Below are 15,970 nucleotides of genomic sequence, written 5' to 3'. Positions count from 1 at the left end.
ATGAAACGCACGACCGCCGCGGCGGGTGCGCTGGTGCTGCTGGGGGCCCTGATGGTCTCCCAGGCGCCGGCTGCCAATGCCATACCGAGCGAACCGACCAATCTGGCGTTGACAGCCACCGCCACCGCATCGAGCGTCGAGCTCGACCGCGCCGACTTCCAGCCGTCGATGGCGATCGACGGGAATCCGAACACACGCTTCTCCTCCGGGTATCAGGACAACGCCTGGTTCCAAGTGCGGCTGCAGACGCCGTCGGTGGTCGACCATGTCGTCATCGCGTGGCCGAACGCGTGCGCGAAGGCATACCGTCTGCAGGTCTCGACCGACGGCGCCACCTGGACGAACGCCGCCAGCTACACCGGGCAGGACACCTGCGCCCGCACCGACACCGTGCAGCTGAACACCGCAGGCGCCGTGTCGTACATCCGGATGCAGGGGATCACCCGCAAATCCGTCTACGGGTACTCGATCTCCGAGTTCGAGGTCTATGGGGTTCCGGGCCGCTCTGCGCTCGCGCTGGTGCCGCAGCCGGTGAGCGTCAGCAGGGGGAGCGGTGCGCCGTTCGCCGTCACCGCGGGTACGGTGATCGTCGCTTCCGGTTCGGGGACCGCGCCTGCGACCCAGCTCGCGACGGTGCTGCGACGGTCCACCGGGTTCGCGCTCCCGGTGGTCGCGTCGTCGACCGCGTCGTCGAAGATCACCGTCGTGGTCGCCGCAGGCAACGCCCCGGCCGGCCAGCCCGCAGAGGGATACACGCTGGCCGCGACATCGGCCGGGGTGACCATCGGCGCCGACACCGCCGCCGGGGCGCTCAACGGCGTCCAGACGCTCCGGCAGCTGCTGCCGCCGGAGATCGAGGCGCCGAGTGTCCGCACCGCGACCTGGACCGTGCCCCCCGTCACCATCAGCGACTACCCGCGATTCGCCTACCGCGGCCTCGAAGTGGATGTGGCCCGCAGCTTCTACACGGTCGCCGAGGTGAAGAGGCTCATCGACCACGCCTCTCAGTTCAAGATCAACAGGCTGCACCTGCACCTGTCCGACGATCAGGGATGGCGCATCGCGATGACCAATCCCGCGAGCAACCCGTCCGGCATCGACTACACCGCGCTCACCAGGGTCAGCGGCGCCACCGCCGTGCAGTTCGACGGCACGGCGGCGACCGGCAGCAATCCCGGCACTCCCGGCTACTACACCGCAGCCGACTACCAGAGCATCGTCGCGTACGCGGGGCAGAACGGGATGGTCGTGGTTCCCGAGCTGGACATGCCCGGCCACACCGGGGCGGCGCTGCACGCCATCCCGCAGCTGAACGGCGGAGGGTCGATGCCCGCGCTCACAGCGGGCCAGACCGTGCTGCCCGTGAACACCGGCAACACCTCGCTCGGCAACGCGAACCCCGCCACCGATGAGTTCATCGGGCAGGTGCTCTCCCAGCTGGCGGCGATGACCCCCGGCCCGTACCTCCACGTCGGCGGAGACGAGGCGCCGACGCCGGCGGCCGCATACGTCGATCTCGTCGACACGGAGACCTCGACGGCGACGTCGCTCGGCAAGACGCCGATCGTCTGGAACGAGGCCAGCGCGACGAACCTGCCGACCGGCTCGATCATCCAGCTCTGGACGGGGAACGGCGCGACCGCGAGCACGGCTGTCGCCCAGCGGGGAGCGAAGGTGATCATGTCCCCGGCGTCGAAGACGTACTACCCGCAGAAGCAGGACTCCCGGCAGCCGCTCGGGGCGACCTGGGCCTGCGGCGGACCGTGCACCCTGCAGAACGCGTACTCGTGGAACCCTGCGACGTTCGTGTCCGGCATCGGAGAGGCGAGCGTGCTCGGCGTCGAGGGCGCATTCTGGGGCGAGTTCATCCGCGGAGCCGACCAGGCCGAGTACTACTCCTTCCCGCGAATGCTCGCCACGGCGGAGGTGGGCTGGACACCGCAGACGGCCCGCGACCAGGCCGACTTCCTCGCCCGGGTCTCGATGCTCGGCGGACGGATGACGCTCGAGGGCGTCAACTTCTTCCCGACGGCCGACGTGTCCTGGCAGACGCAGATCGGTGCCCGCGTGACCGCGCTCTCGCCGACTGCGGGAGGCAGCGCGAGCATCGACGTGTCCGTTCTCGCGCCCGGCGCGGCGGCGGCCGACCTGACCGCGACCGTCGACTGGGGAGACGGCACCAGTTCGCCGGTCACCCTGACGGCGGCGCGCACGTCCGATATCGCGGCGATGACGCTGAACTCGGCGTTCACCGCCACGGTCACGCACAGTTACGCGACGAGCGGCTCGGGGTATGTGGCCATCGTCGTGCACCGGGCAGGCTCCGATCAGGTCGTCACGCGCGTGCTGCACTGACGCTGCAATGACGCCGCACTGGTGCGCCGCCCCGACTCCGGATGCCCTGGGTCGGGGAGGCGAACCGGCGAAACTTTCTGTCGCCGAATTATGTCGGAGTGTTGACGGAAAAAATCCGGCTTCGTACGGTCGACCTATGACATCGCCCGTCGGAGTGCAAGCACTCATCCGACGCACCCACGAAGACAGGGTGCTGGCCGTGCTGCGCGACAGGGGCGCGATGAGCCGCGCACAGATCGCGCCGCTCGTCGGGCTCTCCCGCACGACCCTCTCCGAGATCACAGGAAGCCTGCTGGACACGCGGGCCATCGTCGTCACCAAGACCGATGCCGTCTCGCGCGAGGGCAGGGGCCGGCCGGCCGAACTGCTCGCGCTCGACCCGCGGGCCGGGCAGCACCTCGGCGCCGACTTCACCCACCGTGCCGTGCATGTGGCGGTCGCCGACGCGTCGCACGAGATCATCGCCTCCGGGTCGATGGAGTACCCGCACGGCGCGGAGTGGCGGGTGCGGGTCGAGGTGGCGCTCGCCCTGCTCGACGACCTCGAACGCAGCACCGGTGTCCATTACGACGCGCTGCAGGGCATCGGCATCGGCGTGTCCAGCCCGGTCTCGCGGCCGGAGGAGGGATCGGGAGAGCACCGCACGCTCGCCGGGGGTCCGCTCATCACGGCGACGATCGAAGACGCGTTCACCTCCCGCTTCGACGCGCCCATCCTGATCGACAACAACACCAGGCTGGCCGCACTGGCCGAGGCGGAGTGGATGCTCGGCCAGCCCACCAGAGACCTCATCTACCTGCGCCTGGCAGACGGCTGCGGCGGCGGCCTCGTCGTCGACGGAGCCCTCGTGTCCGGGCGCTCCGGTTTCGCGGGCGAGATCGGGCACGTCACGGTCGAGCCGGACGGTGAGCCGTGCTCGTGCGGAAAGCGCGGCTGCCTCGAGACGGTCGCGTCCCTCCGCGCGCTGACGGCGGCCGCGCATCCCTTCGGGGTGGCCTCGGCGGCCGAGCTCGCCCAGCGTGCACGGAGCGGCGATCCGGACGTGGTCGGGCTGCTCGCCACGGTCGGCGCGGTCGTCGGACGGACGCTGGCGATCCTGGGCACGGCGCTCTCCCCGAGCGAGGTCGTGCTCGGCGGCCAGGTCGTCGGCCTGCATCCGGTCTTCCTGGAGCGCGCGACAGAGGCGTTCCACCACGAGTCGCTCAGTCTGCCCGGCCACGTCCCCTCGGTGAGGCGGGCACGCCTCGGCGACGACTCCGGAGCGCTCGGCGCCCTGGTCGCCGCCTTCCACAACTCGCAGCTGCTTCCCACGGCGGCACCTGCACCATCCCTTCGTACGCGATCCCGCAAAGGAGCACAGATCCGATGAACCATCCACCCCGTTCCCCCCGGCGGAGAGGTGAGGCGACGTGACCGCCATGACGCAGAACACCGGCGCCATCGCCAGCCGCAGCGCCGCACGTGCCGGCCGCAAGCGCTCGAATCGCAACCTGGTGCTCACCGTGGTCTCGCTCGTCGGCGGCATCGCGATCTGGTGGCTGATCTCCCTCGTCGCGCCCCAGCTGCCCACCCCGCCCGCCGTGGCCATCCGCGGCTGGCAGCTCGCGGCGGACGGCAGCCTGTTCCAGGATGTCGGCGCCAGCCTGCTGCGCGTGCTCAGCGGCTTCGTGCTCGGCACGGCGCTCGCCATCCCCGTCGGCTTCCTGATGGGCTGGTACGCCACCGTGCGCTCGCTGATCGAGCCGTGGGTGCAGTTCTTCCGGATGATCCCGCCGCTGGCGATCATCCCGCTGGCCATCGTGCTCCTCGGCATCGGCGAGCAGCCGAAGATCCTGGTGATCTTCCTCGCCGCGTTCCTCTCCTGCGTGGTCTCCACGTTCCAGGGCGTGGTGAATGTGGACAAGACCCTCATCAACGCGGCCCGCGTGCTCGGCGCCGGCGACGGGACGATCTTCGCCCGCATCGTCGTGCCCGCGTCGTTCCCGTTCATCCTGGTCGGGATGCGCATCGGCCTCGGCGCCTCCTGGGCGACCCTGGTGGCCGCCGAGCTGATCGCCGCGCAGAACGGCATCGGCCACCGGATGCAGCAGGCGCAGTTGTACTACGACCTCCCGACGATCTTCGTCGGCCTCATCGTGATCGGTGTGCTCGGCCTGGCGATGGATCGCATCCTCCTGGCCGTCGAGAAGAAGTTGACCAGCTGGCAGGAGCGACGATGAGCGACAACCCCACCATCCGCATCGAGCACGTCCGCAAGACGTTCGACCTCAAGGGCGAGGAGTTCGTCGCCCTGGGCGACGTGTCCATCGACATCGCCGACAACGAGTTCATCACCATCGTCGGACCGTCCGGTTGCGGCAAGAGCACGCTCATGAACATCCTGGCCGGGCTCGAACAGCCGACAGGAGGACGGGCGCTGGTCAACGGCGCCGAGGTGCGTGGCCCCAGCCCCGACCGCGGCGTGATCTTCCAGCAGTACGCGCTGTTCCCCTGGCTGACCGTGCGGAAGAACGTCGAGTTCGGCCTCCGCACGGCCGGGATGCCGGCCGCCCAGCGGCGTGAGAAGGCGCAGCACTTCATCGACCTCGTCGGCCTCACCCAGTTCGCCGACGCCCTGCCCAAGATGCTCTCCGGAGGGATGCGGCAGCGCTGCGCCATCGCCAGGGCGTACGCGGTCGACCCGAGCATCCTGTTGATGGACGAACCGTTCGGCGCCCTCGACGCGCTGACCAGGGTGAACCTTCAGGAGCAGCTCCTCGACACCTGGTCGAAGGAGAAGAGGACCGTCGTCTTCATCACCCACGATGTGGACGAGGCCGTGTTCCTCGGCAACCGCGTGGTGGTGATGGCCGCACGACCGGGCCGCATCTTCGACATCGTCGATATTGATCTCCCGTATCCGCGCACCGAGGAGGTCCGGCTGAGCCCGGAGTTCCAAGACCTGCGCAACCGGGTCTGGCGTTCGGTCTATCACCAGGACAGGCCGACGCCCGTCGCTCACTGAGCGGCAGCACCAGACGCACGACGCACCACTTCTCACATTCCCCACCACCCGAAGGAGTACCACTATGCGCATTTCACGCACCCTCGCCGGCATTGCCGCCGGCGCCCTGGCGCTCGTCCTCGCCGGCTGTTCGGCTCCGACCTCCGCCGGTGAGAGCTCCGGCACAGCGGCCGCAGGCCCGGTCGAGACCGTCAAGGTCGGTTACATCGGCGACTACACAGGCACCAGCCTCGTCGCCATCGCCGACAAGGAAGACCTGTGGGCCAAGCACGGCCTCAAGGCCGAGCTGAGCACGTTCACCAACGGACCCCTGCAGGTGCAGGCACTCAAGACGGGCGACCTCGACGTGGGATACGTCGGCCCCGGCGCCCTGTGGATGCCGTTCTCCGGCCAGGCCAAGATCCTGACGGTCGACGGCGTCGGCAAGGCGGACCGCGTGATCGCCCAGCCGGGCATCACCAGCATGAAGCAGCTCAAGGGCAAGAAGGTCGCCGTCGCCGAAGGTACATCGGGCGACATGATCCTCACCCTCGCCCTCGAGAAGGCGGGCATGTCCAAGTCCGACGTCGACATCGTCACCATGGACCCGTCCACCATCGTCTCCGCGTTCTCCTCCAAGCAGGTGGATGCTGCCGGGCTCTGGTACCCGCTGATCGACACCATCAAGAAGCAGGTCCCCGACCTGAAGGAGCTCGCCAAGGACGCCGACTTCGCCAAGGAGGTCAGCTTCCCCAACGCGATCGTCGGCGGCGTCGACTTCGTCACCAAGCACCCGGAGACCGCCAAGAAGGTCAACGCCGTGCTGCGCGACGCGATGGACTACCGGGCGAAGAACGGCAGCGAGACGATCAAGCTCGTCGCCGCCCAGCTCAAAGTGGACGAGTCGACCGTGAAAGCCGACGCCACCAACGTCCAGGTGTTCACCGCGGCCGAGCTCGACAAGCTCACCAAGGACGGCACCGTCGACAGCTGGTTCACCGGCATGAGCGACTACTTCGTCAAGGCGGGCAAGCTGCAGAAAGCCGAGAAGGTCTCCTCCTACTACGACGCCGACCTCTACACAACGGCCGGCGAGTAGCCGCCGGGCGGGAGGGGCGCGGCGTGTGCCCCTCCCGCGCATCCACTGTCTCCGCGCCCGCCGCACCCATCGAAGGGGAGTTCCTCCGCCCATGCGCCCATCCGTTCGCCGTCCCAACATCGTGCTCATCCTCACCGACGACCACGCCTCCCACGCGGTCGGGGCGTACGGCTCTGTCGTCAACGAGACGCCGCGCATCGACGAGATCGCGGCGGCGGGACGACGCATCGACAACTGTTTCTGCACCAACGCGCTGTGCACGCCGAGCAGGGCGACCATCCTCACCGGCACGTACAGCCACGTCAACGGCGTCACCACCCTCGACACCCCGATGGATGCGTCCCTCCCCACCTTCGTCTCGCAGCTGAAGGAGTCCGGCTACCACACCGGGATCGTCGGCAAGTGGCACCTCGGCGAGGGAGAGGGGCACGACCCGCAGGGCTTCGACTACTGGGCGGTGCTGCGCGGCCAGGGAGAGTACTTCGACCCGCAGGTGCTCACGGAGGACGGCGTCGAGATCGTGCAGGGCTACGCCACCGACATCATCACGGATCTGGCGCTGGACTGGGTCGACTCGCTCCCCGACGACGGCCGCCCGTACTGCCTGCTCATCCACCACAAGGCGCCGCACCGCGCCTGGGAACCCGACGAGAAGCACGCCGATCTCTACAGCGACCCCATCCCGGTGCCCGGCACCTTCACCGACGACTACAGCACCCGCTCGATGGCCGCGCACCACGCCACCATGCGGATCGCGGACTACCTCACCACAGACGACCTCAAGATCAGCCCGCCGGAAGGGCTCACATACGAGGAGTCCGCGCTGTGGAAGTACCAGCGATACATGGAGGACTATCTGCGCTGCGTCGCGTCGGTCGACGACAACGTCGGCAGGGTCATCGACCGTCTGCGGGAGCGGGGCGAGTTCGACGACACCCTCCTGATGTACACCTCCGACCAGGGCTTCTTCCTCGGCGACCACGGCTGGTTCGACAAACGCTTCATGTACGACGAGTCCATCAGGATGCCGCTGCTGATGAGCTACCCGGCCAGGATCGCCCCCGGCGCCCCGCTCACGCAGCTCGTGACGAACGTCGACTTCGCCCAGACCATCCTCGACGCGGCGGGCACCCCTGCGCTGCCGGAGATGCAGGGCGTCAGCTTCCTCCCGCAGCTGACCGAAGAGCCGGACCGTCCCACCCGCGATGCCGTCTACTACCGCTACTACGAGAACGACGACCAGTTCCACCACGCGCTCGCGCACTACGGCATCCGCACCGACCGCTACAAGCTCATCTACTTCTACAACGACGGGATGGGCCACCCCGGCTCGTCCGGGTTCAGCTACCCGCCGGAGTGGGAGCTCTACGACCTCGCCGCCGACCCGGAGGAGCTCCGCAACGTGTGGGGCGACCCGGCATACGCCACGATCCGGGACGAGCTGACCGCCGAGCTGTGGCGGCTGCAGCACGACCTCGGCGACGAACCGCACCCGAGCCAGCCGGAACCCCGGCTGCTCCGGGAGGGCCTGGTCGCGGCAGAGGCGAGCCGGTGAGCCGCTTCCCGTCCGCGGTCTTCGCGCACGGCAGCGAGCCGGATGCGCGGTTCAGCCTGGCCAACGAGCGCACCTTCCTCGCGTGGGTGCGCACCGGGCTCGCCCTGCTCGCCGGAGGCGTCGCGCTCGAAGCGTTCGGACTCGGCCTCCAGCAGGGGATGCGGACGGCCGCATCCATCGTCCTCATCGCCGCAGCGCTCGTGGTCCCGATCCAGGCGTGGCTGGGCTGGATGCGCGCAGAGCGTGCCCTCCGCCTCGGCACGCCGCTGCCCGCCCCGGTCTCCGCCCTGCCGCTGGCGCTCGTGGTCGCGGCGGTCGGCGTGCTCGTGCTGCTCGGCGTGGTGCTGCGGTGACCGCCGTGGGCGACGGCGTCCTCTACGACGCCGGCCTGCAGCCGGAGCGGACGGCTCTGGCGTGGCGGAGGACGTGCCTCGCGTTCCTGGTGCTGTCCGGCGCCTCCATCCGGGTGCTCCCCGGGCAGCTGGGGGTCGCGGGGTATGTCGCGTCGGCGCTCGCGGTCGTGCTGTCTGCGGCCCTGCTCGCTGTTGTGCACCGGCGGTATCTGCAGCATTACCGGCAGCTCACCGGGGCGCGCGCGGGCGGGGGCGCCGTGCTTGCAGGGACGGCGGCGCTGGCACTCGCGCTGGCGATCCTCGGGGCCGTCAGCATCCTGATGGGGGCGGCGTCGTGAGCGGGGCGCGTCCGAACATCCTGTTCCTGATGACGGACCAGCACCGCGTCGACACCCTGCCCGCCTACGGGAACCCCACGGTGCAGACGCCCGCCATCGACCGCATCGCCGCCAGGGGCACGGTCTTCGAGCGCTGCTACACGCCGAGCGCGATCTGCACCCCGGCGCGCGCCAGCCTCCTCACCGGCCTGCACCCGTTCGAGCACGGGCTGCTCAGCAACTACGAATGGAACTCCGGCCACCGCGAAGAGCTGCCGGACGGCCTGCCGACGTTCTCGGCAGCGCTGCGCGACGAAGGCTACGCGATCGGCCACGTCGGGAAGTGGCACGTCGGGCGCCACCGCGGGCCTGACGCGTACGGCTTCGAGGGCAGACACCTGCCCGGCGCACTGAACCCGTACGACGACGAGGACTACACGGCCTGGCTCGACGAACACGGATACCCGCCCTTCGCCGCGCACGAGCCGGTGTACACCAGCGCGGCCGACGGCAGCAGGGGCCACCTGATCGCTGCGAGGCTCGCGCAGCCGACGGAGGCCACGTTCGAGGCGTACCTCGCCGACCGGGCCATCGAGATGCTCCGGCGCTTCGCCGACGACGGCCGCCCGTTCTCGCTGTCACTGCACTACTTCGGCCCGCACCTGCCGTACCTGCTCCCGGACGAATGGTACGACCGCTACGACCCGTCGGAGGTGGTGCTCCCCGCATCCATGTCGGAGACCTTCGCGGGGAAGCCGGAGGTGCAGCGCACGTACAGCGCGTACTGGGGAGCTGACAGTTTCGACGATGCGCAGTGGCGCAAGCTGACGGCGGTGTACTGGGGATACGTGGCGATGATCGACCACCAGTACGGCCGCGTCCTCGACGAGCTCGACCGTCTCGGCCTCACCGACACGACCGCCGTGTTCGCCACAGCCGACCACGGGGAGTTCACCGGGGCGCACCGCCTGAACGACAAAGGCCCGGCGATGTACGAGGACATCTACCGCATCCCGGGCATCGTCAGCATCCCGGGCGGAGAACCGGGGCGGCGTGCGGAGTTCGTCAACCTGCTCGACTTCACCGCGACGATCCTCGACCTGGCAGGGGCGCCGACGGCAGGCTGCCGGGGCCGGTCGCTGCTCCCGCTGCTGAGTGGCAAGCCTGCGGACGGATGGCGGGACGAGCTGATCGCCGAATTCCACGGCCACCATTTCTCGTACGCCCAGCGGATGCTCCGCACCGACCACCACAAACTGGTCGTCAACCCCGAAGGCATCGACGAGTTCTACGACCTCGACGCCGACCCCCACGAGCTTCACAACGCGATCGACGTGCCCCGGCACGCGGCCACGGTCCGCGACCTGCGCCTCCGCCTCTACCGGGAACTCGTCGCCCGCGGCGACCGCTTCGCCCAGTGGCTGGCGTTCCGCGGTGGCATCCCGGAGTCGGAGCGCGTGCGGCCGGAGACGGCGGTGGAGGCGCGGATCGGCTGAGCGGTTGCATGGGTGCCGTGCGGCGCATCCATAGGACGCGGCGGTAGCATACGAGCCGGGCGGCCGACGGGCCGCAGAGCGGAGCCGCGAGCATGACGAACACCGACGCACACGTCCCGGCGGGATGGTACCCGGACCCGAGCGGCGCCCAGCAGCTGCGCTGGTGGGACGGAACGCAGTGGACGGCGCACTTCGCGCCGCTGGCGGGCGCGGCGCAGGCACAGCAGCAGCAGCCGGTGCAGCCGCAGCCGGTCTACGCCCAGCAGCCTGCATACACGCAGCAGCCCGGCTACGCCCAGCAGCCCGCATACGGTCAGACGTACGCCCCGGTCCGCCCACGCCTGGCCGACGGCGCGCGCATCTACAACGTCTACATCTGGCTGGTCGTCGCGCTCCCGTTCGTGAGCCTCGTCCTCCTGCCGTTCTACCAGCCCCATTTCGACGTCGTCGCCACCGAGCACGGCTACACCAGCTACGGCAACCCGTTCGGGATGTTCGGCCCGATGTACTTCGCGATCGTCGGCATCGGATTCCTCGCATACGCCCTCAGCGTCGTCTTCTCCTGGCTCGACTACCGGGAACTCGAACGCATCGGCGTCGTCCGCCCGTTCCACTGGGCCTGGACGTTCCTCAGCGCCCTCGTCTACGTGATCGGCCGCAGCGTCATCGTCCGCCGCGTCGCCCCCGGCCGAGGCCTCGCCCCGATCTGGGTCACCATCGGCCTCTACGTCCTGTCCCTCATCGTCACCATCGCCTGGACCGTCTCCTTCGTCTCCACGATGGTCCACGACCTGCCGATGCGGAACCTCGGCGCCTGACCCCGGATGCGCCCCGCGTCCTGAGAGGTCGGTGTCCGACCCCGCCTGAATCGTCCGTTATGATGGCTGTCGTGCGTCCGTTCACGGTCGCTCAGGAGACGTCGCATAGTTCGGCCTAGTGCACCACCCTGCTAAGGTGGAGTGCCCTTTACAGGGCACCGTGGGTTCAAATCCCACCGTCTCCGCATTTTGATCCCTGTTAGTAACCGGTCTTTCACGCAGGCAATCGCTTTGACCGGTGGTACTGCGTGCGTCCTCGGGACTGCCTTGGACCTGGCCGCCCTGCCGTCGATGCGACGACGTGAATCGCGAGGGCGCCCTAGTGGACTGTTTCCACCTAGGTTCGCGGTTAGTGGTGCTCGGTAAGGATTCACCCGCCAAAGACCTGGATCCAAGCGACAACTGCCGCGACAAGTGCGCCGACGAGCACACAACCCCAAGCGCCAGCTTGGCGATCATATGCGCGGCCGAGGCGCCTCTCATTCTCCGCGAGGACAACCTGTGATTCAGCAACAATCCGTCCCGCTTCGCGACGTCGGCGCGCCAGACGCCATCTCGGAATCGACGCGAGCGCGCGCTGTTGCTCCTCGCGGATGAGCCGATTGTGATCGCCGAGAAAGGCTTCCATAGATTCCACGCCGGAGATCGCGGCCAGGATACATTGCCAAGTAGCGCCAACGAGGGCCGCTGTGGCCGCAACCGCGAGCCACACTAGCGCGCCTCCACTTGGCTCGCTCACGCCGAATGCGCGGCGGCGATGCCGGTGCTGGCGCGGTACTCCGGTGCTGCGGGTTCCGTCGTGAACTCCACAACTTCGACGGCCTCTTCCTTGAGCGCTTCGAGCACGTCTGCCGGGGTAACGCGGAAGAACTCTCGGCGAAGGTTGATTCTGTTGACACGTTGCTCGGCGAAGCGCTTGTGAAGGAAGTTCTCGACGCCGACGGCATCGGCTGCGAAGAAAAGGGCATGAACATCGAACCGGAATGGCACGGACGCGTCTCCGAGTTCGTGGACACGGTCCATCGGCTCGAGGCGTCGAGTCATGCCGATCTTGACCATGTTTTCGCCGAAAGCGCCAATGTTTGAAATGACGTAAACATGCCCGGCGCGGATGTTGGCCGCGCGGTAGTCGACGTCGTTGATGGCACGGTCGACGTCAGACAGTTGCATCCTGATTCGGTCGGCGCCTTCGATGTCGCCGTTGGCTTCGAGTGCGGCAAGAGTTGAGAGGTAGTGGGCGCGCTCCTTCTCGAGTCGTTCCTTCTCGCGACGAAGTTCTGCCTCTGCCTTCTGCTGCTCGCGGAGTTCGGCACGACGTTCACGGTCAAGTTCCCGTTCCCGTTGGAGCGCCATGAGGTGCGAGTTGGCGAGTTCAAGTTCCTTGAGCCGAAGCCGGTGATATTCGTCGGTGATCCGCAGCTGGATCATCTTGCCACCGTTGGCGATCTGCTCGGCCGCCTTCGTCAGCCGCGTCTGGGCCGAGTAGAGATTGCCGGCCTTCGTCGCTTTGATCGCGTTTTCTGCCTCCGCGTTATACGCCCGCAGCAACACCTTCGTCATGTCGTTGATGAACTTCTTGCCCTGCGCAGCCGAGTTATTGAACGTGAACCCGCTGGTGGTCGTCACGGCACGCTTGTCACGAACCATGTTCTTGATTCGCGACCGGACGCTCTCGAGTTCGGTCGCGAGGGCGGCGGACGACTGCGCGGGGTGCTCGTAGTCGAAGAGTCCGACTTCCTGCAGCGCGACGATGTCGGCGACGTCGACACGTTCCTTGTTGATCTCATCCAACTGCTGCCGTGACCACGCGAGTTGCTGCTGGGCGTCCGTGAGTTGCTTGTTGATCGAGGCCAACGATGAGGCCGCCGCGGACTGGGCCGACATGGCCGCTGCCTGGGCGCGGTCTCGTTCGGCCGCGAGCTCCGCCTCCTGCTCGGCCCGGTAGGCGTCTATGTCCGCGAAGGATCGGAGCCCGTGTTTCTCGATAATCGCCTGAAGCTCGGCGACCTTGGCCGTCAGCTGACTCGCTAGTTCACGGGCGTCCGCCTTGCTGAGTCGTTCGATCGGCTTCGCAGCCCGGCGAGTGGAAACAGCGTCAGCCGGCATTCGCTGGTCCGTCCAGATGGCACCATCCCACCAACGCTTTCCCCCGGGCCGTTCCGTATCGGGGTACCAACCGGCTGGCACTGCAGAAGGCTTCGGTCGAGTCTGATCGGTCCAGGTGGACCCATCCCAATAGCGGAGGACGGTTGGATCGTCGGGGTTCTCGTACCAGTCAGCTGCTGCGCTCATCGACTCGCTCCTCGGGTTGCCCGACGAGGCTACCGAGACGGGAAAGGTCGCTAACAGCCCCAGACCGGGTGGCCTGAACGCAACTAGTCTTGCCATCAGACCTCAACGGACGACCCAACCGGCACGCGCAATCTATAGTGTGACCGTGCCGAGCGACATCGACCCCACTGTCTGGCTAACTGCTCCGCTTGCGCCCGAGGCGATCGGTCCAAGTAAGCACGATCCATCGGCGTGGCACTACACGAATGCCGTGGGTATCAACGGCATCGTTTCGACCGGCTTACTGTGGGCGTGTTCGACGGACGGGTTGAACGATAGCCAGGAAGTTCAGTTCGGGATCGGGGCATTCCGCCGTCTGTGGGAGCTGGTCAAGCCCGCTCTCATCGATGAGGCACCGGTGGCTGCGGTCGAAGAGTGGTTAGCTGACATCGAGCGGCGAGCGGCCGCTCGCGAGGTTCTAGTGGTCTGTGCCAGCGAGAACGGTGACAGCCTCCTTCACTGGCAAACGTACGCGCGGATCAATGACGGGTACGCGATCGAGTTGTCTCCGACCGTGGAGTACAAGGTGTTCGCATCCGAGGGGCAGCCCGCGTTGTTCCAGCCGGACGATGTGCCCGCGATCTTCTGGCGCTCGGTTACCTACGGGGACAAAGATCCCGAATGGGGTTGGGAGCAGTGGGACCCGACTCGCCGAATGCTTGAGGGTGCGCTCGACGCCTTCGGCTCGTTGGAGAGGGGCCAGATCGCCAACGAGGGCTTCATGCGCGACCTGCTCGACCGGCAATACGTTGCTCTTGTATACGCCTACAAGCACGAGGGGTTTGCCGACGAGCGAGAGAAGCGACTTATCGTCGTTCGACCCCCAATCGACGGATTTACAGCCGACCGCGATTCGCACTATGGTCCATCTCATAAGGTGTTTTTGGCGGCGGTCGATGAACCGGATCCCGAACGCTACACCGTCGACAGGATTGCCCGATTGCCTATTCTTTCGGTGCAGCTGGCCCCACGGAACCCGGAAGGCGACGAGGAGCGACTGCGTGATCTCCTCGATGCCGCCGGCTACTCGGGAGTACCGATTACCCGATCGAGGACGCCAATCCGATAGAGCCAGATGGCTACTTTCGGAATCAGTTGCGGCGAAACAGGCGCTGAAGGCTAGACCGACGCAGCGGCTCGACGCCCGAGATCACCGCAAGAACGCATTGCCATCTACCTTGCCGGTGCGTGCGTGCAGGCCCTTAGCTCGACGCCTTACGCGCGCTAGCCTGACTCCTCGAACCCGTGCGTCTCCACGAGTGACCGCTGTCGGTGCGTATTCGGCGATTGCACCCAATCGACTCGCACCTGCACCGCATATGGGTGACCGTTGTTGGTGATCTTGTCTTCCTTCCATGCATACTCACCGCGGCGCATGACGCGCCCGAAGTCCCAGTCCGAGAAGCCGTCCGGGTGCGTGATCGGCTTCGGGCCGGGCAAGGGCTCGGCTCCGTTCTGAGGCTGGTACGGCACCCAGCCTTCCCAGACGCTCCCCGCCTGATCCTTGACGCGCGAGTAAATCGAAACGCGTTCGGCGTCACCCGGGCCGAGTTGACGAACTTCGGCACGCCAGAACTCTGAACCTGGATACTGCCCTGCCTGACGGCTGAACTCGAAATCCCAATTCGGCTGTGCGGATGCGCGCTGCCGGTAGATCGAGTAAAGCGATGCAAACAGCGCCACGCCCGCTATAACCGAGGTGATCCAATCGGCGGCAGTCATCGATTGGAGCGCCCCTATTCGTCGTCCAGCAGAACCGTGTCCGCGATCTTCGTCGCCACCTCATCCAACGAGGCGTAGTCCGACGTGGTCAGGCCGGAACGGGCTGCAAGAAGCGGGCTCACCCTCCGAAGCTCCTCGAAGGTCGTGCCGTGCACGATCGGGATAACGCGGTCGGTCGCGAGGAGCGCGGACAGCTCCTGAGAGGCGATCCCGTCGCTGTTGAGGCTGGCGAACAGGGCGGGTGTCACCAGCACGATTCCAGCGCGAGACGCCGCCAACCCCTTATCGATCTTGCGAATGAGCGAGGTGCCCAAAGGCACGTCCATTTCGCTGAACCAAACCGAGACATCGAGCCCGGTCAGGAGGTTGTGCAGTTCCAGCGCCGCCCCCTTGCGGTCGTCCCATGCATGGCAAAGGAATAGGTCGCGCTGTGCAGTCGCGATCTCAGCTATCCGCGCGACCTGTGCACGGACGGGATTGAGAGTCTGATACTCGCGGACGGAGTACGTGACCTCAGACCGACGCGCACGACTCGCCGTGCTAGTGCGACGACCTCCGCCTGCGCGGCTGCCGCTGGACGACCGGCTGAAGCTGGGGTATCGCTTGGGCAGAGGTGGGGTCACAGGAGCCGGTGGTGGCGTGTACGAGGGACGTTGGTTGTACGGGTCCCGGTATCCACCGCCGTAGCGGCCGTAGCGCCCTCCGTGGACGGGGCAGTCTGCGCCGCCGCCGCGGGTGTGTCCTCGAATCGGAGCCGTGCACTGTGCCATGACCGAAGCATAGCTACCGCCTACGACAATGGACGCAAACGTCAGGCGGCGTAGGCGGGGTCGGCGTCAGAGGGAGTCAACGAGGCGGTTCTCCACCGTCGCGATGGTGTTCGCGGACGAAGGTGCGCCGGTCGCGGTAGCAAATTCTTCGGCATAGAACTGCTAACCGGC

14 protein-coding genes and 1 tRNA gene are annotated in these 15,970 nt (G+C 67.3%); 12 read left to right on the top strand and 3 right to left on the bottom strand.

The window, feature by feature from the left end:
* From AC1ROC_RS15090 to AC1ROC_RS15040, 11 genes are all read left to right on the top strand, one after another.
* Entirely contained in the window at positions 1–2,355 is a 2,355-nt protein-coding gene (locus AC1ROC_RS15090) for a family 20 glycosylhydrolase (RefSeq protein ID WP_085369895.1), read from the top strand.
* Positions 2,356–2,491: 136 nt separating this feature from the next.
* Complete coding sequence (locus AC1ROC_RS15085; RefSeq protein ID WP_085369894.1) at positions 2,492–3,724, top strand: ROK family protein; 1,233 nt, start codon at positions 2,492–2,494, stop codon at positions 3,722–3,724.
* Between the two features lie 49 nt (positions 3,725–3,773).
* Positions 3,774–4,574 (top strand): ABC transporter permease, encoded by an 801-nt coding sequence (locus AC1ROC_RS15080; protein WP_085369937.1) that lies wholly within the window; start codon positions 3,774–3,776, stop codon positions 4,572–4,574.
* Positions 4,571–5,359, top strand: a complete 789-nt coding sequence (locus AC1ROC_RS15075) for an ABC transporter ATP-binding protein (RefSeq protein ID WP_085369893.1) — start codon at positions 4,571–4,573, stop codon at positions 5,357–5,359. Before AC1ROC_RS15080 ends, AC1ROC_RS15075 begins: the two co-directional genes overlap by 4 nt.
* Positions 5,360–5,423: 64 nt before the next feature.
* Positions 5,424–6,437 carry an aliphatic sulfonate ABC transporter substrate-binding protein gene (locus tag AC1ROC_RS15070; RefSeq protein ID WP_493001129.1) on the top strand — a complete coding sequence of 338 codons (1,014 nt, stop codon included), beginning with the start codon at positions 5,424–5,426 and terminating at the stop codon, positions 6,435–6,437.
* 91 nt (positions 6,438–6,528) lie between these two features.
* Positions 6,529–7,992: a sulfatase family protein gene (locus tag AC1ROC_RS15065; RefSeq protein ID WP_085369891.1), complete on the top strand. Its 1,464-nt coding sequence runs from the start codon at positions 6,529–6,531 to the stop codon at positions 7,990–7,992.
* The gene (locus tag AC1ROC_RS15060) at positions 7,989–8,345 is read left to right on the top strand and encodes a YidH family protein (protein ID WP_085369890.1); all 357 of its coding nucleotides are present in this window, start codon (positions 7,989–7,991) and stop codon (positions 8,343–8,345) included. Before AC1ROC_RS15065 ends, AC1ROC_RS15060 begins: the two co-directional genes overlap by 4 nt.
* Positions 8,342–8,683 (top strand): DUF202 domain-containing protein, encoded by a 342-nt coding sequence (locus AC1ROC_RS15055; protein WP_085369889.1) that lies wholly within the window; start codon positions 8,342–8,344, stop codon positions 8,681–8,683. Before AC1ROC_RS15060 ends, AC1ROC_RS15055 begins: the two co-directional genes overlap by 4 nt.
* Positions 8,680–10,158, top strand: coding sequence for a sulfatase family protein (locus AC1ROC_RS15050; protein ID WP_256922006.1), 1,479 nt, complete (start codon positions 8,680–8,682; stop codon positions 10,156–10,158). Before AC1ROC_RS15055 ends, AC1ROC_RS15050 begins: the two co-directional genes overlap by 4 nt.
* A 92-nt stretch (positions 10,159–10,250) precedes the next feature.
* Positions 10,251–10,976 carry a DUF2510 domain-containing protein gene (locus AC1ROC_RS15045; RefSeq protein WP_085369888.1) on the top strand — a complete coding sequence of 242 codons (726 nt, stop codon included), beginning with the start codon at positions 10,251–10,253 and terminating at the stop codon, positions 10,974–10,976.
* A gap of 94 nt (positions 10,977–11,070) precedes the next feature.
* A tRNA-Ser gene (locus AC1ROC_RS15040) sits at positions 11,071–11,161 on the top strand.
* Positions 11,162–11,711: 550 nt separating this feature from the next.
* Here the strand turns inward: AC1ROC_RS15040 and AC1ROC_RS15035 are convergent.
* Complete coding sequence (locus tag AC1ROC_RS15035; RefSeq protein ID WP_493001125.1) at positions 11,712–13,268, bottom strand: SNIPE associated domain-containing protein; 1,557 nt, start codon at positions 13,266–13,268, stop codon at positions 11,712–11,714.
* 145 nt (positions 13,269–13,413) lie between these two features.
* Here AC1ROC_RS15035 and AC1ROC_RS15030 point away from each other — a divergent pair, with 145 nt between their 5' ends.
* Complete coding sequence (locus tag AC1ROC_RS15030; protein ID WP_143465863.1) at positions 13,414–14,376, top strand: hypothetical protein; 963 nt, start codon at positions 13,414–13,416, stop codon at positions 14,374–14,376.
* A 155-nt stretch (positions 14,377–14,531) separates the two neighbouring features.
* On the opposite strand, the gene AC1ROC_RS15025 is transcribed toward AC1ROC_RS15030, so the two are convergent.
* Both AC1ROC_RS15025 and AC1ROC_RS15020 read right to left on the bottom strand, forming a co-directional pair.
* Entirely contained in the window at positions 14,532–15,029 is a 498-nt protein-coding gene (locus AC1ROC_RS15025; RefSeq protein WP_143465861.1) for a hypothetical protein, read from the bottom strand.
* A gap of 14 nt (positions 15,030–15,043) precedes the next feature.
* On the bottom strand, positions 15,044–15,799 hold the full coding sequence (locus AC1ROC_RS15020; protein WP_085369856.1) for a toll/interleukin-1 receptor domain-containing protein: 756 nt from the start codon (positions 15,797–15,799) through the stop codon (positions 15,044–15,046).
* Positions 15,800–15,970 lie beyond the last annotated feature (171 nt).

The organism is Leifsonia sp. GW821-FHT13C05, from assembly GCF_058806515.1.
Note: the sequence above shows the minus strand (reverse complement) of the source record. Positions and strands in the feature narration are given on the sequence as shown.